Raw genomic sequence first — 19,000 nt, 5'->3', positions numbered from 1 at the left:
CCAAGAGTGTGCGCCCCGGTGTGCCTCCCGGTTGGACGCCAACCGTGAGCCCACGCGCGCCTTCGTGAACGAGCAACCGCCGTCCCACGGCTGACCCGCCCTTATGCCTGAGCGGTCGGGGTCGTCGGGGTCGAGGTCGCCGGGGTCGGGGGCGTTGGAGCGCGGCGCTCAGTCGATGCCATCGATGCCATCGATGCGGTCCCGGTGCGAGCCGGTCGCCACCCGACTGCGTTTCGGTGCGCCGGCGCGGTCCGGCCCGGCGTGCGCCCCCACATCGCCCGAGTGGCCCAATGGCGTCGATGTGTTTGAACGTCGGGTGGCCCCGGTCCGTGCACACGGCCCACGCACAAGGCCCGCACCCCCGATGGACGGGAGTACGGGCCGGGAGTACGGGGCCGAAGCCGAGAAGACCAGCCTGCCGGGGCCGCGGGCCACGCGGCCCGGCAGAAGGGCGATATGGGTGCGGTCAGACCGTCCGGAACGCCAGCACCACGTTGTGGCCGCCGAAGCCGAACGAGTTGTTGATGGCGGCGATGGTGCCCTCCGGCAGCGCACGCGGCTCGCCGCGCACGATGTCGGCCTCGACCTGCTCGTCCAACTCGTCCACGTTGATCGTGGGCGGGGCGATCCGGTGGTACAGCGCCAGCACTGTCGCCACCGTCTCGATACCGCCCGCACCGCCCAGGAGGTGACCGGTCATCGACTTCGTCGCCGAGACGGCCACGTGGTCGAGGTCGTCACCGAGGACCAGGCGCAGGGCCTTGACCTCCGCCACGTCACCCAACGGCGTCGAGGTGGCGTGGGCGTTCAGGTGGACGATCTCCTCCGGCTTGAGGTCGGAGGACTCCAGCAGATTGCGCATGGCCGCCGCGATGCCGCGACCCTCCGGCTCGGGCTGGGCGATGTGGTGGCTGTCCGCGGACAGACCCTGCCCCAGCACCTCGCAGTAGACGCGGGCCCCGCGCCTGGCGGCGTGCTCGGCGGACTCCAGCACGATCACACCGGCGCCCTCGCCCAGCACGAAGCCGTCGCGGCCCTTGTCGTACGGGCGGGAAGCCTTCTCCGGCTCCTCGTTGTTCTTGGACATCGCCATCATGTTGGCGAACGCGGCCACCGGAAGGGGGTGGATCGCCGCCTCGGTACCGCCCGTGATGACCACATCGGCCCGGCCGTTGCGGATCATCTCAAAGGCGTAGCCGATCGCCTCCGCGCCGGAGGCGCACGCGGAGACCAGGGAGTGCACGCCCGCCTGGGCGTTCACCTCCAGGCCGACATTGGCCGACGGACCGTTCGGCATGAGCATGGGCACGGTGTGCGGGGAGACCCGTCGCGGGCCCTTCTCCTTGAGCACGTCGTACTGGTCCAGCAGCGTCGTCACACCGCCGATGCCCGACGCGACCACGGCACCGAGCCGGGTCGGCTCGACCTGCTCGTCCTCGCCGGCCGGTGCGGTGAAGCCGGCGTCAGCCCATGCCTCCCGGGCCGCGATCAGCGCGAACTGCGCCGAGCGGTCCAGCTTGCGGGCCAGCGGACGCGGCAGTACGTCCAGCGGGTCGACCGCCGCAAGCGCGGCGATCTTGACCGGGAGTTCGGCAAAACGCTCGTCGTCGAGGAGCTTCGCTCCGGAGCGGCCGGCGAGCAGACCCTCCCAGGTCGATGCGCTGTCGCCACCCAACGGTGTGGTTGCGCCGATACCGGTGACGACCACGGTGCGATTGGTCGAGTTCATCGGAATTCATTCTCCACGTGTAAGGGGTGCTGAATGTGATGCGACGCCACCATCAGGTGGCGACAAGCGCGCCTTGGGGCTCAGGACCGATGGCCCGAGCCCGGGGCCGAACCGGTTACTTGGCGACCTGGTGCTTCGCGATGTAGTCCGCGGCGTCACCGACGGTCTTCAGGTTCTTGACGTCGTCGTCCGGGATCTTGACGTCGAAGCGCTCTTCGGCGGCGACGACGACCTCGACCATGGACAGCGAGTCGACATCCAGGTCGTCGGTGAAGGACTTGTCCAGCTGGACGTCCTCGACCGGGATGCCGGCGATCTCGTTGACGATCTCCGCGAGACCGGAAACGATCTCTTCCTGCGTGGCGGCCATGTGGCGCTCCTTCGGTTTCTATATCTAGCGGTGTGGCGTCCGGATGGTCCGGTTGCCTAGGGGAGGGTAACGACCGTGGCTGCGTAGACGAGACCCGCCCCGAAGCCGATGACGAGAGCTGTGTCGCCGCTCTTGGCCTGCCCGGTCGCCAAGAGCCGCTCCATCGCGAGCGGGATCGAGGCGGCCGAGGTGTTGCCGGTGGTCTCCACGTCACGGGCGACCGTGACGTGATCCGGCAGTTTCAAGGTCTTCACCATCGAGTCGATGATCCGCATGTTGGCCTGGTGCGGAATGAAGACGTCCAGGTCGCTCGCGCTGATTCCGGCCGCGTCCAGCGCCTGCTGGGCGACCTTCGCCATCTCGAACACGGCCCAGCGGAAGACCGCCTGGCCCTCCTGCATGATCGCGGGGAAGCGCTCCACCGTGCCGTCGCGGTAGTCGGTCCACGGCACGGTCTGGGTGATGGTGCCGGACTTGTCGCCCTCGGAGCCCCAGACGGTCGGACCGATCATGGGTTCCTTCGCGGGCCCCACGATCACCGCGCCGGCGCCGTCACCGAAGAGGAAGGCCGTCGCGCGGTCCTCCAGATCGGTGAGGTCGCTCAGCCGCTCCACGCCGATGACCAGGACATGGCTGGCCGAGCCGTCGGTCACCATGCCCTTGGCGAGCGTGAGGCCGTAGCCGAAGCCGGCGCATCCGGCCGAGATGTCGAACGCGGCCGGCTTGCCCGTGCCCAGCTTGTCCGCGATCTCGGTGGCGACCGCAGGGGTCTGCTTGAAGTGCGAAACGGTCGCCACGACCACGCCGTCGATGTCCTTGGGAGTGAGCCCCGCATCGGCGATGGCCTTCCCCGCCGCCTCCACGGACATCGCCGTCACGGTCTCTTCCGGAGAGGCCCAGTGACGCGTGGCGATGCCGGAGCGGGAGCGGATCCACTCGTCGGACGAGTCGATCGTCTCCAGGATGACCTCGTTGGGCACCACCCGGGTGGGCCGGTAGCCGCCGACGCCCATGATCCGCGCGTACGGGGAGCCCTTGCTGGGCTTGATCTTCGCCATCTCTACGGCTCTCCTTGTCAGACTCGGCAGGGCGCGGTCAGGCGCCCGAACGGTCGGCGGCGGCGTCGGTCCCCGCGTGCTCGGCGAACAGCGCCCGAGCCGCGTCGAGGTCGTCCGGGGTCTTCAGGGCGAGGGTGGCCACGCCCGGCAGGGCCCGCTTGGCGATACCGGTCAGGGTGCCCCCGGGGGAGACCTCCACGATCGCGGTCACACCCAGGGCCTTGAAGGTCTCCATGCACCGGTCCCAGCGCACCGGGTTGGCCACCTGCCCGACCAGTCGGGCGATGACCTCGTTCCCCGTGGCGACGAGCGCGCCGTCCTTGTTGGAGACATAGGGCAGGGCGGGATCGCCCACGGTCAGCTTCCTGGCCGCGTCCTCAAGGGCCACGACCGCGGGGGCCATGTGCTCGGTGTGGAAGGCTCCGGCGACCTTCAGCGCGACGACCCGCCGGACGTTCTCCGGCTTGTTCTCGGCCAGAGCGGTCAGCTGCTCCGTGGTACCCGCGGCGACGATCTGGCCGGCGCCGTTCACATTGGCCGCCGTCAGCCCGAGCCCTTCGAGATGGGCCACGACCTGCTCCGGTTCGCCGCCGAGCAGGGCGGCCATCCCGGTCTCGGTCACCGCGGCGGCCTCGGCCATCGCCCGGCCGCGCGCCCGGACGAAGCGCAGCGCGTCGAGCTCGTCGATGACCCGTGCGTACACGGAGGCGGTGATCTCGCCGACGCTGTGGCCCGCGACGGCGTCAGGCTTGGCGTCCGTGCCCAGCGCGGCAGCGGACAGCAGTCCCGCGGCGACCAGCAGGGGCTGGGCCACGGCGGTGTCCCGGATCTCGTCCGCGTCGGCCTTGGTGCCGTAGTGGACGAGATCCAGTTCGATGGCCTCCGACCATTCCCCGACACGGCTGGAGAGCCCAGGGAGGTCGAGCCATGGGGTCAGGAAACCGGGCGACTGAGCGCCTTGGCCGGGAGCGACGAGTACGAGCACTCTCACACTCTCTCTTGTGTACGCCCCTGGACGCCCGTGGGGACAGGGACGAAGAACCGTCAGGGGAATTGTTGGTGTCTGACAAAAGTCTAGGACTGTGGATCAGCGTCAGCCAAGCGTCCGAGGATGAGAGCGATTCGCAGAGTGAACGCGGAGCGAACATCGGAGGGTGACCAGCCGGTGACATCAGTCACACGTCGGAGCCGGTAGCGCACGGTGTTGGGGTGAACGAACAGCATTCGTGCCGCGCCCTCCAGGCTGCTCGCCTGTTCGAGATAGACACTGAGCGTTTCCAGCAGCGCGGAACCGGCCTCTTCCAGTGGTCTGTAGATCTCCTCCACCAACTGCTCACGCGCGGCGGGATCGGACGCAATGGCGCGTTCCGGCAGGAGGTCGTCGGCCAGAACCGGCCGCGGAGCGTCCTGCCAGGCCAAACACGCCTTGAGCCCGGCCGCTGCCGCCTGGGCCGACTTCGTGGCCGCCAGCAGGTCGGGCACCACGGGCCCCGCGACCACCGGTCCTGCGGCATAGGGGCCGATCAGCGCTTTGGCGACCTGGATCGGATTGTCGCTACCGCCCGCGATCACCACGAGACGGTCCCCGAGCACTCCGGTCAGCACCTGGAGCTTGGCGTGCCGGGCGGCGCGCCGAATGGCCTCGACGGTCAGTTCGCTGTCCCCGTCCGGAGCGGTGCCAAGGATGACCGAGACGTGCTCGGGCGAGTTCCATCCCAGCGCGGCGGCCCGGGACACCGCGCCCTCGTCGGCCTCTCCCGACAGGACGGCGTTCACCACCAGGGACTCCAGTCGGGCGTCCCAGGCGCCACGGGCCTCGGCGGCCTGCGCGTACACCTGTGCGGTTGCGAAGGCGATCTCACGTGCGTACACGAGGAGGGCTTCCCGGAGCACCGACTCGTCACCCGGTGCGGCGACCTCTTCGATCGCCGACTCCATCACCTCGATCGTCGTACGCACCATCTCCACGGTCTGACGCAGGGTGATCGCCCTGGTCAGCTCGCGCGGGGCGGTGCCGAAGACATCGGTCGAAATGGCCTGGGGCGTGTCGGGGCGCCGGAACCACTCGGTGAACGCCGCGATGCCGGCCTGGGCGACCAGGCCGATCCATGAGCGGTTCTCCGGTGGCATCGCCCGGTACCAGGGCAGCGACTCGTCCATGCGTGCGATGGCGTTCGCGGCGAGCCGGCCGGATGACTGCTCCAGGCGGCGCAGGGTCGCGGAATGCGGGTGGGCGGCGTTCGATGCAGGTTCGGGCACGGGGACAAGAGTGCCTTATCGGGACGCCGTAGCTAAGTGCCGGGGTTCGTGGACGGTGAACGGGACACGGCCGGGCCCATGGCGGAGGCTACGGTGGGCCCGTGATCGATGTACGGCGTTCGGATGAGCGCTACAGCGGTGGCGAGCCCGCACGGGGCATCACCACCCGCCACGCCTTCTCGTTCGGTTCCCACTACGACCCGGACAATCTTCGCTTCGGTGAGCTCATCGCCTGCAACGAGGAGCGTCTGGAGCCGGGGGCCGGCTTCGACGAACACCCCCACAGCCATACCGAGATCGTCACCTGGGTCGTGGAGGGCGAGTTGACCCACCGCGACTCGGCGGGCCACACCACCGTCGTACGGCCCGGGGACGTCCAGCGGCTGAGTGCGGCGAGCGGGGTCCGGCACGAGGAGCGCAACGACGGCGACACGCCCCTGGTGTTCGTCCAGATGTGGCTGGCGCCGCGCTCCCACGGGGGTGAGCCCTCGTACGAGGTGGTGCGCGCGATCGGGGACGCCGAGCCCTATGAACTTCCCGCATCGGGTGCGCTGCTCCACATCCGCCGCCCGGCGGTGGGGGAGCGGACCGCGCTTCCCACGGCGGCGGCGGTCCACGTCCATGTCGTCCGCGGTGAACTCCGGCTGGGCGAAGACGACCTGGGACCGGGGGACGCGGCGCGGATCACGGACGGCCGAGGGCTGGAGCTGATCCCGACCGCCGGACCGACCGAGGTGCTGATCTGGGAGTTCACCGGCTGAGCCGCTCGGTGGGGGCTCAGCCGGCAGCCGAACGCAGCTCGGCGAGCACGGCGTCCGTGAACGGTGGCCATGCCTCCACCGCCCACGCCCCGAAGGCCCGGTCGGTCAGGGCCACACAGGCCGCCCCCACCTCGGGGTCGATCCACAGGAACGTCCCCGACTGGCCGAAGTGCCCGAAGGTGTGGGGCGAGGAGGAGGCGCCGGTCCAGTGCGGCGACTTGCCGTCCTTGATCTCGAAGCCGAGACCCCAGTCGTTCGGCCGCTGCCGGCCGTACCCGGGCAGCAGTCCGTCGAGCCCGGGGTGCACGACCGTCATCGCCGCCAGGACCGTACGCGCGTCTAGGAGCCGTGGCGACTGCACCTCGGCCGCGAAGCGGACCAGGTCGTTCACCGTGGAGACGGCGTCCTTTGCCGCGGAACCCTCCAGCGAGGTCCCCGTCATGCCCAGCGGCTCCAGGACGGCCTGGTGCAGATACTCGGCGAAGGGGATGTCGGTGGCCTTGGCCACGTGGTCGGCCAGCACCTCGAAACCGGCGTTGGAGTAGATCCGACGCGTCCCCGGCTCGGCGCTGACCTTGTGCTCGTCGAACGCCAGCCCCGAGGTGTGGGCGAGGAGATGGCGCACCGTGGACCCCTCGGGTCCGGCCGGCTCGTCCAGTTCGAGCGCACCCTCCTCGACGGCCACGAGGACCGCGTACGCGGCGAGCGGCTTGGTGACGGAGGCGAGCGGGAAGCGTCGGTCGACCGGACCGTGCGCACCGGTCACGGTGCCGTCCGCGCGTACGACGGCCGCCGCCGCGGTCGGAACGGGCCAGTCGTCGATCATTGCCAGGCTCTGCATGACCACGAGCCTAAAGGGTCAGTCTCATGGCCGGATCGGGGGTCCGGACGAACCCGAGGGAGGCATAGAGCGGTTCGGCCTCCGGCGACGCCCGAAGCTCGACCCGGGTCAGGCCCCGCTCCCGGAACCAGTCCAGCAGGGCTTCCACACAGCCGCGGGACAGTCCCCGACGGCGCATGTCGGGGTCGGTGGCGACGCTGAAGAGATGACCGTTCCTACCTCCGGGGTTGCCCGGACTACCGAGCCGGCGCTCCACGGAGCCCACCGCACAGGCGGCCAGTGCGCCGCTCTCCGCACGCTCCGCGACGAACGCGGCCAGGTCAGCGTCCACGGGCGCGAGCCGGCTGCGCAGATCGGTGATCGCGACCGGTATCCATCTCCCATCGGGGTCAGGACTGCCGTAGGAGTCGAGCATGACTTTGCGCAGTCGGATGAGTTCCTCGGCGTCGGCGGGTGTGGCACGGCGAATGCGACTCATGGCCATGAACCTAGAACGGTCCGCAGAGCGAACTCCACCGGATTCCGCTTGCTTGGAGTGCACTCCAAGGTCCTAGCGTGGAGGACATGACGCTGACCGAGAGCAGCACCACCAGGGAGCGCATGTGCTTTGCCCCCGCCGAAGCGCTTCCCCGCCCCGACGGCCGGGACCTCTACACGATCAGCGAGGTCGCGGACTTCACCGGACTGAGCGCACACACCCTGCGCTGGTACGAGCGGATCGGGCTGATGCCCCACGTGGATCGCTCGCACACCGGGCAGCGCCGGTTCAGGAACCGCGATCTGGAGTGGTTGTCCCTGGTCGGAAAGTTGCGGCTGACCGGAATGTCGGTCGCCGACATGGTCCGCTACGCCGAACTGACCCGGGTGGGGGACTCAACTTTGGCAGAGCGCCGTGAACTGCTGGCGCGCACCCGCCGTGATGTCCTCACCCGGATCGCGGAGCTCCAGGGCACCCTCGCGGTGCTGGACTACAAGATCGAGTTCTACGCGGACCGCCAGCAGGCGGCCGACTGACCACTGGGGGCGGCCCGGTCGTGTCCCGTCCACCTTCGAGACCTGACGGTCGAACGCCCCGTTCCACCGTCCCATTTCACCGGCCTGTTTACCGCCCCTTCGACCGACCTTCGGCCGACTCCGATCGACCTTTCGCTTGATCGCTTGATCGCTTCCACTGAAACCGAAACGGATTGAATCTGATGGACACCAGCAGGATCGCATCGACCCGACTCGGCACCCACGGGCCTTCGGTCGGTGTGCAGGGCCTGGGCTGCATGGGCATCAGCGAGTTCTACGGGACCACCGACGAGTCCGTCGCCCGCGAGACCCTGGACGCCGCCCTCGACGAGGGCGTCACCCTCTTCGACACCGCCGACGCCTACGGCCGCGGTGCCAACGAACGGTTCCTCGCGCCCTTCTTCCGGGCGAACCGCGACCGGATCACGATCGCCAGCAAGTTCGCGATCGTCCGCACCGACAATCCGGAGGACCGCGGTGTGCGCAACGACCCCGCGTACGTCCGGCAGTCCATCGACGCCAGCCTGTCGCGGCTCGGCGTCGACGTGATCGACCTCTACTACATGCACCGCCGCGATCCGGCGGTTCCGCTGGCCGAGTCGGTGGGCGCCATGGGCGAACTGGTCACCGCGGGCAAGGTTCGACACCTCGGTCTGAGCGAGGTCACCGGCGCCGAACTGCGCGAGGCACACGCGGTGCACCCGATCACCGCGCTCCAGTCCGAGTGGTCCCTGTTCAGCCGCGATGTGGAGCACAGCGCCGTGCCCGCGGCGGTCGAGTTGGGCATCGCCTTCGTCCCGTACTCACCGTTGGGCCGCGGCTTCTTGACCGGGTCCTTCACGGACGCGGCCCGGGACCTGGCGGCCGGCGACTACCGTTCCCACCAGCCGCGGTTCACCGGTGACAACGCGCGACTCAACGCCTTGCTGCTGGAGCCCGTGCGGAAGATCGCCGCTGCACACGGGGCGACACCCGCGCAGATCGCCCTGGCCTGGGTCCAGCAGCGCGCCACGGTCCACGGACTGTCGGTGGTGCCGATCCCGGGCACCCGCAGCCCCGGTCGCGTGCGCGAGAACACGGCAGCGACCCGGCTGACGCTCACCGAAGCGGAATTGGCGCAGTTGGAGCCGATCGCGGGCCAGGTCGCCGGGGACCGCTACCCGGATATGACGTGGACCGCGGTGGCACGGGAACGGTCCTGACGGCACTGCCCACCCTTCCGTAACAACTCTCAGGCGAGCCCCAGCGCGAAGACGGCGAATCCGGCGGCGAGCACGCCCGCCGCCGCCCGACGGACCCCCGCCGATGCGCTTCCCGTCCGCCACGGCGATTCAAAGCCCCGTGCGTACCGTCCGATCAGTATGAGCAGCCCGGCGAACAGTGGGAGGAAGGCGATCCGGGCCAGCACCCAGCCGAGGGTGTCCGGGGCTGTGGTCAGCCCGGGCACCGCCCCCGCGAACGACACGGGCACGGCCGCCGCCAGCATCGCCGTCTGGTGCCAGCACAGGATCGTCATCGCGGACAGGTTGATGACCACGACGGGGGCCCAGAGCGCGGGCCGCGCCAGCAACTTCGCCAGTCGTCCCCGCAACAGGATCGCGGCGCCGCTCTGGACCATGGCCAGTGCCAGGACCAGCAGCGACGGCGGGTGGGAGTTGGTGCGGGCCTCGCCCGGAACACCGACCATCGACGCCGGGTAGTGGAAGACGGCGAGCAGCAGGGCGAACAGTGCGGCGCCGCCGATGAGCAGCCCACGGGCGTGCCGCCGGGTGATGCGGCCCTCGCCCCAGCTCACTCCGAGCTGATAGGCGAACAGCCAGCCGGGCAGGATGTTGAGCATGCTCAGCCAGGAGGGCACGGCATCCGCGTACGGTCCGTACCGCAGCAGGTCCACGACGGTCACGCTCAGCAGCAGCGGGGCAGCGGCCCAGGCGCCGAGTCTGCGGGCGGCCCGGATGCAGTAGGGCGTCAGCGCGGTGATCACCAGATACACGCCGACGAACCACAGGGGTTGGACGACCAGGGTGGAGCCGGTGCGCAGGGTGGTGAGGGGCACCCCGACCGCGTACAACACCGGGAGCAGCACGGCCCACACCGCCGTGACACCGAGCACGGGCCGACCGAGGCGGGCCGTGCGCTGGCGCAGCCACTGACCGGTGGTCCCGGTGTGCCGACGGAAGGACAGCACGGAGGCGTAGCCACCGACCAGGAAGAAGATTCCCAGCATCTGGAGCACCCAACTGATCGGTGCGAAGACGCCGAAGGAGGCGAGCGGACTGGCGTTGCGGAGTGCGCCGTCGTCGCCGAGAGCGAGACCGCCCAGGAGCCAGTGGCCGAGGGGGACGGCCAGCAGGGCGAGCGCCCGCAGCCCGTCGACGGCGCGGTCGCGGTGTGCGGGGGTGCGGGCTTCGATCTTCGCGACCGTCGCGGCGAACGTCATCGTGTGCCTCCCGTCCTGGCGATGGCGGCGAACGCGTGGAGCGAGTCGGTGCCGGGGACGAAGTAGCCGCTGTGCCCGTGGGCCTGGCGGGCCGGTACGGGACGGGCGCCGAAGTCCGGGTCGGTGGGGTCGTTTCCGTGGCCGAGCCCCAGGAAGTGCACAGGGGGCACCTTGGAGATCCAGTCGTCGGCGCTCTTGGCCGCCCACACCGGGGTCTTCAACTCCCGTGCCGAGTCGGCGCGCACACCGGGGGAGCCGAAGACGACGATGCCGGAGGCGTTCAGGCCCTCGTCCCGGGCGCCGAGTCCACAGACGACCGAGCCGTAGCTGTGGCAGAACAGCACAGGAGCCGGTAGCGCCAGCGCCTTGAGTCCCTGCCCGAAGCGGGTCAGCCGCACGGCCCCTGCTTCGGCGAGCTTCCCCGTGGCGGCGTCGGGACCGACACCGACGGGTGTCGTGTACCCCGCCCAGGCGATGACGGCGGTCCCGTTCCCCGCCGCGGTGCGCAACGACTTGGCCATGCCCGTCGGAGTGCCGTAGGGGTCGCCGGTCCGATCGAAGGTCCCGGCGTCGATGTCCGCCCCGGGCACGACCACGGACACGGTACGGGCCCGCTCCAGGTCCCCGTACACCTCGGCGACCTGCCCCCGCCCCCGGGGATCGAAGGCCAGGATCTGCCGCCCGGGAGCAGCCAGCCGCTCGAAGGAGGTGCCGCGCACCGCCAGTGAGTTCGCCCGGTAGCGCAGCGCGACGGGTACGCCGTCCAGGTTCCCCACGACGAGCGGATGCCGTCGCACGAGCTCCCCCTGCTGCGGAGGGCTCAACGTACGGAAGAAGCCGGCCACCTGCCGCGCCGATGCGGTCGCCGGGTGCGGCAACGCCCGTCCGATGGAGCGGTCTTCGACCCAGGCGTCGGTGCCGGGCGGCGGCCCGGTGACCGCGCGCTGCGCACTTCCCGACGCCCATCCGGCCGTCCCGGTGATGACGCTGGTCGCGAGCGCGACGGCCAGCAGGGTCCTCTTGTAGCGGCGCATCGGCCCGTCCCCTCCTTCTCCCGTTGGGTGTGACGGGAGGAAGGTAGGAAGGCGACGGGTCGGGGATCGTCACCCCGGGGAGCCAAGCCGGGGATGCTACTGGGGTAGGGGGTGTAGGGGGCGTGCACTCATCGGCGGTTAAAGCGCGCGGTGCCGACGGGAGCCCCTGATCAACGATGGCCGGGGTTCGGCACCGATGGACGAGCGGCATGGACGAGCCCCGACTCGTATGCGCTGATGACCAACTGCGCACGGTCCCGAGCGCCCAGCTTGCTCAGCAGCCGACCCATGTGGGTCTTGACCGTGCCGCCGCTGAGGTGGAGGTACTCGCAGATGTCGGTGTTGGACAGTCCCCGCGCCACGAGCACCAGGACCTCGCGCTCCCGTGCGGTGAGGGCCTCCAGTACGGGGCCCGGCGCATGGTGCGCCCGAGGGAGCCGGGCGAACTCGGCGATGAGCCGCCGTGTCACCGAGGGCGCGAGCAGGGACTCTCCGGCAGCGACCGTGTGGATGCCCGTCAACAGGACCTCGGGAGGGGTGTCCTTGAGGAGGAACCCGGCAGCCCCGGCCCGCAGTGCGCCGTACACGTACTCGTCGAGGTCGAAGGTCGTGAGGATGAGGACGCGCGTACCGGCGGTCTCGGGAGATCCGGCGATGCTCCGCGTCGCCTCGATCCCGTCCGTCCCGGGCATCCTGATGTCCATCAGCACCACGTCCGGGCGGAGCCTTCGGGCGCCGTCGACGGCTTCGGCACCATCGGCCGCCTCTCCCACGGCGGTCAGCCCCGGGGCGGTGTCGACGAGCACTCGGAAGCTGCCTCGCAGGAGAGCCTGGTCATCGGCTATGAGGACCCGGATCGGTTCGGTCACCTCGACCTCTCGTATCGGCTTCCAGCCGTGCTGTGCGGAGGTTCGGGCGGGAGTCGGGCCAGCAGGGCGAACCCGCCGTCGGGTCGTGGCCCGATCGTCAACGTCCCCCCGTGCACCGTAACGCGTTCCCGCATTCCCAAGAGCCCATGACCGCCCTGGAGTTCCGCGCTCCCGGAGGAGGTGGTGTTCCCGGCTCCGTCGTCCACCACTTCGATCGTCACTTCTCCCCGTGCGTCGACCGCGATCGTCACCTGGCAGTGCGTTCCGGCGCCAGCGTGCCTGACCACGTTGGTCAGTGCCTCCTGGACGATCCGGTAGACGGTCAGTTCCGTCCCCTGGTCGAGGTCGGCGGTCGGTGGGGTGCGCAGTTCGATACGGACTCCGGCCTGTTCGGCACGGTGGACGAGGTCGGGCAGGTCGGCCAGTCCCGGAGGGGGATCGGTCTGCGCAGGGCCGGGCTCTCGCCGGTGGTGCGCTGCGGATCCGCTGCGCAGCACGCCCAGGGCCCGACGCATCTCGGTCAGTGCCTCCCGGCCGGTCCGCTCGATCGCCCGGACGGCATCCCGCGTCTCCTGGGGGCGCTCCTCGGCCACATGATTGGCGACTGCTGCCTTCACGACGATCACGCTGAGGCTGTGCGACACGATGTCGTGCAGTTCTCTGGCGATGCGCAGACGCTCCTCGGCCAGGGCATCCTCCAGCAGACGCCGATCCCTTTGGACCGCCCGGGCTCCCCGGGCCCGCGCGACACGGCCCGCCGCCCAGGCGGCCCCGACGACGAGCCAGACGAACGCGGCGGTTCCGATCGCCTCCGACCACGGACCGGCCGGTGTGATGACCGCCTCGCCGATGACGACCGCGGCTGCCGAAACCACCAGGGCACCGACCAACCCTGCCGAGGCCCGTCGTACCGGCTCGACGGACGCCACCGCGCAGGCGGCCAGCGCAGTGGCCAGATAGGGATCGCGTGTGATGTCCAGGAGTGTTGCCGCCGTCGTGGCCCCGACGACCACGGCCAGGACGGGCAGGGGCCATAGGCGGCGAACGGCCAGCGGCCCTCCCACCCCGACCGCCACCAGCCAACCCAGCCACCACGGGCCGCAGAAGCGGGGCAGACCGTCGGAGGCGTCCTGGCCCGCCAGGACCACATAGACGGCCGTCAGGACCGCCGCCGTACAGGCGTCGAGGGCCAAGAGATGTGTGCCCGTCCGCGGGCGCCACCGGGCCGTGTGCATCGCACGACGATAGCGACGGTCGTTCATCCGGCCCGCCCGAAGAGGAACATCGCGACGCCCACGGCCCCCACCAGCAGCAGCCTTCCGGCGATCGTGGCCGCTCGGGGCACAGGCCCCGAGCGCAACGCGGCCACCCCGAGCGGGACGAGTGCGACACACAGTCCGACGGCGGCGACGACCGACCATGCAGTGGTTCCCTTCAACACCCCCAGCGGCATGACCGACCCCAAGGCCAACGCCGCCGTACGCAACGGGCCGAACACCCCCGAGCGGTACGCGCCGACGGCCAGCAGAACCCAGCCCCCCATGACGGCGGCGTTCAGCGCGCTGAACACATGAAACGCGCCGTACGTCTCGCTCACCGTCTGCGTCGCCGATATCGCCCCCTGCACGGTGACCAACTGGAAGCCCAGATGATCCACGCCGGCGTGAAACGCCCGGGCGAACAGGCCGAGGACCGTGAGTGCACCGCCCCACACGGCCAACTCGCGAAACCGCCCACCGATCCTGGCGGCGAGGAGCACGACTCCCGGCCAGAGCAACACCCACCCGACCGCCACCAGACCGTACGAGGTCGACATGAGATCCGGATGGCCCTCGTAGGCATTCAGTTGCGAGGGGAAGAAGAAGTCGAAGCGCAGGCGGAGCAGCACTCCGGCGAGCAGGAGCAGGGGGCCGATCACCAGGGAGGCACCGCCCACCCAGCGTCCCGGCAGAACAGGGCTCGACACAGGGGCCGTCGCAGCTGTGATGGTCATGGGGGAACATTGGCCCGGCTTCCGGCACCGCGTCGTCGGAGCACGGGCCGTACTTCCGGATCGGACCGTGGTCGTACCCGTGGTCCGTGTGCTCCGTGTGTGTCCGTGGACCCGTGTGCCCCGTGCCCGTTCGGCCGGTGAAGCGGACGCGCCGGCGGGTTTTGCGAGGTGTACCGGCGAGCTGTTGTCCCGTGTCCGGATCGACGTCTGCGGCGCCCCTCGCGGACGGCTTGAGCCGCGCCCCTCGCGGACAGTTTGAGCCGCGCCCGCATCCCACGCGCCCGAATGGGTCTGCGGAGTGGGCCCGGTGACCGCTACGACGACCCCGGCCGCACCAACCCCGACTCGTACGCGAAGATCACGGCCTGTGCGCGGTCCCGCAGGGCGAGTTTGGCCAGCACCCGCCCGATGTGGGTCTTCACCGTCTGCTCGGCCAGCACCAACTGCTCGGCGATCTCCCGGTTCGACAGGCCCCGGGCGATCAGCTCCAGCACCTCCGTCTCCCGTGGCGTCAGGCCCTTGAGCCTCAGCGACGGGTCCTTGCGCGGTGCCGGACGCTGGGTGGCGAAGTCCGCGATGAGCCGGCGGGTCACCGAAGGCGCCAGCAGGGCCTCCCCTGCCGCCACGATCCGTACCGCGGCGATCAGATCGGCGGGCGGTGCGTCCTTCAACAGGAAGCCCGAGGCACCGGCGCGCAGCGCCTCGTACACGTAGTCGTCCACGTCGAAGGTCGTTAGCATCAACACCTTCGGCACATGGATCACCCCCGGCGGCGGGGACAGGATCGCGCGGGCGGCGGCCAGGCCGTCCATCTCCGGCATCCTGACGTCCATCAGCACCACGTTCGGATGGGTGCTGCGGGACACCTCCACCCCCGCCCTGCCGTCCGCGGCCTCGCCCACCACGTCGATGTCCGACTGCGCCGACAGGAGCGCGGCGAAACCGGCGCGCACCATGGCCTGGTCGTCGACGATGATCACACGAATGGTCACGAAGGATCCTTCGGGCCGGCTGGCGGGGTCAGGGGCAGTTGGGCGGCCACCGTGAAACCGCCGTCGGGCAGCGGTCCGGTGTCCAGCCTTCCGCCGGTCAACCGTACGCGCTCACGCATTCCGACCAGGCCGTGACCGGTGCCGGGATGGGACTCCAGGGGGGCGGCGCGCTCCTCGGCCGGGCCATTGACCACCAGGACCATCAACTGCGCGCCGTCCGAGGTGATGGACACCCGCGTCGACGCTCCCGGCGCGTGCCGCACCACGTTCGACAGCGCCTCCTGGACGATCCGGTACGCCGACAGATCGACCGACTGCGGCACCGCCCCCGCCGGTGGGCTCATGGTCAACTCAGCCGGCACCCCGGCCCGCACCGCCGCCTCCACCAACTGCTGTACGCGGGACAGACCCGGTTGCGGTGCCAGTTCGCCCTCGGTGCCCTCGCTGCGCAACACGGTCAACAGTCGGCGCATCTCATTGAGCGACTCCCGGGCGCCGGCCGCGATCGCCGCGAACTCCTCCTGCGCGGCGGGTGGCAGACCTTCGATCCGGTACGGGGCCGAATCCGCCTGGACGGTGATCACCGACATGTGGTGGGCGACCACATCGTGGAGTTCACGGGCGATCCGGGTGCGTTCCTCCAACAGGGTGCGCCGGGCGCGCTCGGCCTCGCTGATGGTCTCCTGGGCCACCAATCTGCGCTGTGCGTCGCCGCGTTCGCGCAGCGCGCCCGTGACCACCAGGACCACCCCTGTCAGCACGAACAGCAGTACATGGACGCCGTCGCTCAGCGTCTGGGAGATCAGTTCGAAGACGAGCCCCGCGACACCGGTGGCCAGCCAGACCGCCGCCAGCGTGCGGCGCGGCTCCCGTAGGCCCACGAAGGCCATCAGCAGCAGATAGCCGACCACGACCATGGGCGTCCAGGGCCAGGCCAGCCCCTCGGTGCGGTCCGCGCCCATCAGGGCCACCGCACCCAGCACATCGGCGGTGTAAATGATCCACCACGCCTTCAGCGGGCGGGTCACGGCGAGCAGCAGCGGTGCGGTCTGGGCGGTGGCCAGCGCACCCGCGAGGGCGCCGTTGAGGCCGTACCCGTTGGTCAGCACGTTGATGGTGACCGGCAGCAGCGCGGCGACTCCGGCGAAGGCGACGACGTACGGCAGCGCCCGCAGCCACTGTCTGCGGGCCGTGCCGAGCAGGGGGGCCGTCGAGGCGGACGGCGCCCGGAGGTCGGCCGTGAGGAAGCCCCAGCCGCGGCGGGCGGTGTGGAGCGCACGCCTGCGCAGGTCGGGGGGGTGGGGCGGAGGAGTATCAGACATGGCCTGGTCAGAGTAGGCAGACCGGTTCGGCGAAGCGTCATACCCAGGAGCCGAAACGGGTGTCATACCTGGGTATGACACCCGTTCGAAGGCCGCCGAAGGTCAGAGCTCCGCCAGCAGCTGCGCCTTCTTGGAACTGAACTCGTCGTCGGTCACCAGGCCCGCCTGATGCAGTTCGCCGAGGTGTCTGATCCGCTCGGCGATGTCCGCCGGGTCGCGCCGGGCGGTGTGCAGGGCCAGAGCGGGCGCAGCGCCGGACTTCTGGACCGATTCCAACACCGCAGCCGCGAAGGGCAGCGACTCGTGCACCGGTCCGCTGCGGACGCCGAACACGACCGCTGCGGGATCCTGGTCCACCCGCGCGGGGGGCGTGCTCTCCTCGCCGAGGAGGACGTCCGACCGGCGCAGCAACCGCAGATATCCTTCGGCGGCTTCGGGCGTGCGCCACTCCACCCCGCTGAGCTCGCTCACCGAGAAGCTCTGGTCGCCCGCCTTCCACTTCGCTGAGGAGGCCCCTGTGCGGGACCAGCGGAAGCCGACGTGCCGGCCGTCGAAGGAGGCCCTTCCGTCGGACGCCTTGAACGCCAGCGGTGCGTCGGGGGCGGCAACGGTGTACCGCTCGGTGGGTCGGTCCGCGTCCACGGCCAGCGCCGCTCTCAGTTCCCCGGCATGGAACTCGGCCATGTCCTTGCCATCGGCCGGTAGCACCAGTCGATAGGGGTCGCACGCTTCCTTGAGCTGTCCGGCCGCGGCTTCCATCAGCGGGTCCGCGCCGGGTCTGGGCGCCGCGTACAGCACCACCGTCCCCCGCCTGCCCGGGGAGAGAGTCACCGATGCCAACGCCTCGTGGGGGATGCGGCGTTCGTGGAGCGCCTGCAAGAGCTTCGGCGTTCGGTGTCCCCGTTCATAGCGGATGAGCACGGAGTCGGACTCAAACTCCCATGTGGCTTGAATTCCAGCCAATACATCACCCATACGCATCATCGTAGGCTGCCGGCGCTTCCACGTCGCCCCTTCGTCAGATGTGCAATACACAGAGCTCTACGCGCGTCAGGCCGCTGCTTCACCGAAAATATCGTGGCCGCACTCGATGTCCGCGGGTGAGCAGACCACCTCGGCGTAGGACCCGACGCCTATCACCGCCAAGTTGGCGATGCTCTCGGTGCCCGGCTCGAAATAGCCGCTGTGGCCGATCGCGCCGTCCGCCGACATCACCCGTGCCCCGAACTCGGGAGCCATGGGATCGGCGCCGTGACCTAGGCCGCCGACCTGGAGATGGGGCACGTCCTCAATCCAATCATCCCGGTCCCGCATCGCCCACACCCGGGCACGGGCGCGTAGTTCGGTCACATTGCCGGCGCGCATCCCCGGGCTGCCCGCGACCGCGATGTCCGTGACGCGGGGCGACAGCTCCCTGGCCGCGAGCCCGCACACCACCGAACCGTAGCTGTGGCAGAACAGGGCGATCTCCGATGCGCCGGGCAGCGCGTCGACCAGCCGGGTCAGCCGCACCGCACCGTTCTCCGCGAGCCGCCCGGTGGCCGAGTCCATCCCGAGCCCAGCGGGAGCGATGTAGTCGGCCCAGGCGATGACCGCGGTACGGGTACGGGGCGAGGCAACGCGTTCGGCGGCGTAGAGCGACTGGGCCATGCCCACGGGGGCGCTGTACTTGCGGGCGCTGCGCTGGAAGGTGAGGAGATCGGTGTCGACCCCGGGGACGATCACCGAGACCCGGTCGGCCCGTTCCAGACTGCCGAAGACCTCGGCAGCCCTGCCGGAGCCGGCCGGATCGAAGGCCAGGATCTGCCGTCCGGGCCGCATCAGTGCCTGGAAGCGATGGATGCGTCGCATGCTGTGGTGGCGACCTTCGGCGGTGAGCCGGGCCGTCTTGCGTCGCTGGGTCTCGACGGCGAGCGAGCGGGCAATGGCCGCGCGATTGGCCTGATAGCGCAGCGCGACCGGGGCGCCGTTGAGATTGCCGACCACCAACGGGAAACGCTGGGCGAGCCGATCGCTCCGGGCGCGGTCGAGCGAGGCGAAGAAGGCGGCCAGCTGCGAGGGCGTGCTGTCCGTGCCGGGTAGGGCACGGCCGTCGACCCTGGCTTTGCGCCATGCCGTCGACTCCGCCTCGAAGAAGTCACGCGGCGCGCTCCGCTGGCGTTCGGCGGTCCAACCGGTGGTGGTCAACATGATGAACACGACCGCGAGCGCAAGGAGACCGCGCCAACCGGCCAGGGCGGGAGAAGGGCTGAAAGGAGTCACTGCCCACCACCCTAGGAGAGACGTGATGGGCCTCGTGGGGACCGTGAGGTAACTCA

General features: G+C 70.2%; 19 protein-coding genes. 3 read left to right on the top strand and 16 right to left on the bottom strand.

Going from position 1 to position 19,000, the window contains the following annotated elements; all coding sequences use genetic code 11:
- Positions 1 to 466 precede the first annotated feature (466 nt).
- The 5 genes from fabF to OID54_RS12385 all read right to left on the bottom strand — a co-directional run bounded on the left by fabF (position 467) and on the right by OID54_RS12385 (position 5,416).
- Positions 467 to 1,729: a beta-ketoacyl-ACP synthase II gene (gene fabF / locus OID54_RS12405; protein ID WP_329018256.1), complete on the bottom strand. Its 1,263-nt coding sequence runs from the start codon at positions 1,727 to 1,729 to the stop codon at positions 467 to 469.
- A gap of 115 nt (positions 1,730 to 1,844) precedes the next feature.
- Positions 1,845 to 2,099 (bottom strand): acyl carrier protein, encoded by a 255-nt coding sequence (locus OID54_RS12400; protein WP_250918979.1) that lies wholly within the window; start codon positions 2,097 to 2,099, stop codon positions 1,845 to 1,847.
- Positions 2,100 to 2,155: 56 nt separating this feature from the next.
- Entirely contained in the window at positions 2,156 to 3,157 is a 1,002-nt protein-coding gene (locus OID54_RS12395) for a ketoacyl-ACP synthase III (protein WP_329018253.1), read from the bottom strand.
- Between the two features lie 37 nt (positions 3,158 to 3,194).
- Positions 3,195 to 4,142: an ACP S-malonyltransferase gene (locus tag OID54_RS12390; RefSeq protein WP_329018250.1), complete on the bottom strand. Its 948-nt coding sequence runs from the start codon at positions 4,140 to 4,142 to the stop codon at positions 3,195 to 3,197.
- 89 nt (positions 4,143 to 4,231) lie between these two features.
- Positions 4,232 to 5,416 (bottom strand): PucR family transcriptional regulator, encoded by a 1,185-nt coding sequence (locus OID54_RS12385; RefSeq protein WP_329018247.1) that lies wholly within the window; start codon positions 5,414 to 5,416, stop codon positions 4,232 to 4,234.
- Between the two features lie 101 nt (positions 5,417 to 5,517).
- On the opposite strand from OID54_RS12385, the gene OID54_RS12380 reads away from it, so the two are divergent.
- On the top strand, positions 5,518 to 6,177 hold the full coding sequence (locus OID54_RS12380) for a pirin family protein (RefSeq protein WP_329018244.1): 660 nt from the start codon (positions 5,518 to 5,520) through the stop codon (positions 6,175 to 6,177).
- Positions 6,178 to 6,193: 16 nt separating this feature from the next.
- Here the strand turns inward: OID54_RS12380 and OID54_RS12375 are convergent, their stop codons facing one another.
- Together OID54_RS12375 and OID54_RS12370 are read right to left on the bottom strand one after the other, a co-directional pair.
- Positions 6,194 to 7,018 carry a serine hydrolase domain-containing protein gene (locus OID54_RS12375; RefSeq protein ID WP_329018239.1) on the bottom strand — a complete coding sequence of 275 codons (825 nt, stop codon included), beginning with the start codon at positions 7,016 to 7,018 and terminating at the stop codon, positions 6,194 to 6,196.
- A 10-nt stretch (positions 7,019 to 7,028) separates the two neighbouring features.
- A complete protein-coding gene (locus tag OID54_RS12370; protein ID WP_329018236.1) occupies positions 7,029 to 7,496 on the bottom strand; it encodes a GNAT family N-acetyltransferase in 468 nt (155 codons plus the stop codon).
- An 86-nt stretch (positions 7,497 to 7,582) separates the two neighbouring features.
- On the opposite strand from OID54_RS12370, the gene OID54_RS12365 reads away from it, so the two are divergent.
- Positions 7,583 to 8,032: a MerR family transcriptional regulator gene (locus tag OID54_RS12365; protein ID WP_329018231.1), complete on the top strand. Its 450-nt coding sequence runs from the start codon at positions 7,583 to 7,585 to the stop codon at positions 8,030 to 8,032.
- 182 nt (positions 8,033 to 8,214) lie between these two features.
- The gene (locus OID54_RS12360) at positions 8,215 to 9,234 is read left to right on the top strand and encodes an aldo/keto reductase (protein ID WP_329018228.1); all 1,020 of its coding nucleotides are present in this window, start codon (positions 8,215 to 8,217) and stop codon (positions 9,232 to 9,234) included.
- Positions 9,235 to 9,263: 29 nt separating this feature from the next.
- Here the strand turns inward: OID54_RS12360 and OID54_RS12355 are convergent, their stop codons facing one another.
- The 9 genes from OID54_RS12355 to OID54_RS12315 all read right to left on the bottom strand — a co-directional run bounded on the left by OID54_RS12355 (position 9,264) and on the right by OID54_RS12315 (position 18,944).
- Positions 9,264 to 10,472, bottom strand: coding sequence for an acyltransferase family protein (locus OID54_RS12355; protein WP_329018227.1), 1,209 nt, complete (start codon positions 10,470 to 10,472; stop codon positions 9,264 to 9,266).
- Positions 10,469 to 11,506 carry an alpha/beta hydrolase gene (locus OID54_RS12350; RefSeq protein WP_329018224.1) on the bottom strand — a complete coding sequence of 346 codons (1,038 nt, stop codon included), beginning with the start codon at positions 11,504 to 11,506 and terminating at the stop codon, positions 10,469 to 10,471. The genes OID54_RS12355 and OID54_RS12350 overlap by 4 nt, the downstream gene beginning before the upstream one ends.
- A 170-nt stretch (positions 11,507 to 11,676) precedes the next feature.
- Positions 11,677 to 12,375: a response regulator transcription factor gene (locus tag OID54_RS12345; protein WP_329018221.1), complete on the bottom strand. Its 699-nt coding sequence runs from the start codon at positions 12,373 to 12,375 to the stop codon at positions 11,677 to 11,679.
- On the bottom strand, positions 12,372 to 13,610 hold the full coding sequence (locus OID54_RS12340; RefSeq protein WP_329018218.1) for a sensor histidine kinase: 1,239 nt from the start codon (positions 13,608 to 13,610) through the stop codon (positions 12,372 to 12,374). The genes OID54_RS12345 and OID54_RS12340 overlap by 4 nt, the downstream gene beginning before the upstream one ends.
- Before the next feature lie 23 nt (positions 13,611 to 13,633).
- Positions 13,634 to 14,368: a hypothetical protein gene (locus tag OID54_RS12335; protein ID WP_329018214.1), complete on the bottom strand. Its 735-nt coding sequence runs from the start codon at positions 14,366 to 14,368 to the stop codon at positions 13,634 to 13,636.
- Positions 14,369 to 14,682: 314 nt separating this feature from the next.
- Entirely contained in the window at positions 14,683 to 15,360 is a 678-nt protein-coding gene (locus OID54_RS12330) for a response regulator transcription factor (RefSeq protein WP_329018212.1), read from the bottom strand.
- Positions 15,357 to 16,682 (bottom strand): sensor histidine kinase, encoded by a 1,326-nt coding sequence (locus OID54_RS12325; RefSeq protein WP_329018209.1) that lies wholly within the window; start codon positions 16,680 to 16,682, stop codon positions 15,357 to 15,359. The genes OID54_RS12330 and OID54_RS12325 overlap by 4 nt, the downstream gene beginning before the upstream one ends.
- 102 nt (positions 16,683 to 16,784) lie before the next feature.
- The gene (locus tag OID54_RS12320; protein ID WP_329018206.1) at positions 16,785 to 17,657 is read right to left on the bottom strand and encodes a DUF4429 domain-containing protein; all 873 of its coding nucleotides are present in this window, start codon (positions 17,655 to 17,657) and stop codon (positions 16,785 to 16,787) included.
- Between the two features lie 75 nt (positions 17,658 to 17,732).
- Positions 17,733 to 18,944 carry an alpha/beta hydrolase gene (locus OID54_RS12315; protein ID WP_329018203.1) on the bottom strand — a complete coding sequence of 404 codons (1,212 nt, stop codon included), beginning with the start codon at positions 18,942 to 18,944 and terminating at the stop codon, positions 17,733 to 17,735.
- Between the last annotated feature and the right edge of the window lie 56 nt (positions 18,945 to 19,000).

The organism is Streptomyces sp. NBC_00690, assembly GCF_036226685.1.
Lineage (GTDB): Bacteria > Actinomycetota > Actinomycetes > Streptomycetales > Streptomycetaceae > Streptomyces.
Note: the sequence above shows the minus strand (reverse complement) of the source record. Positions and strands in the feature narration are given on the sequence as shown.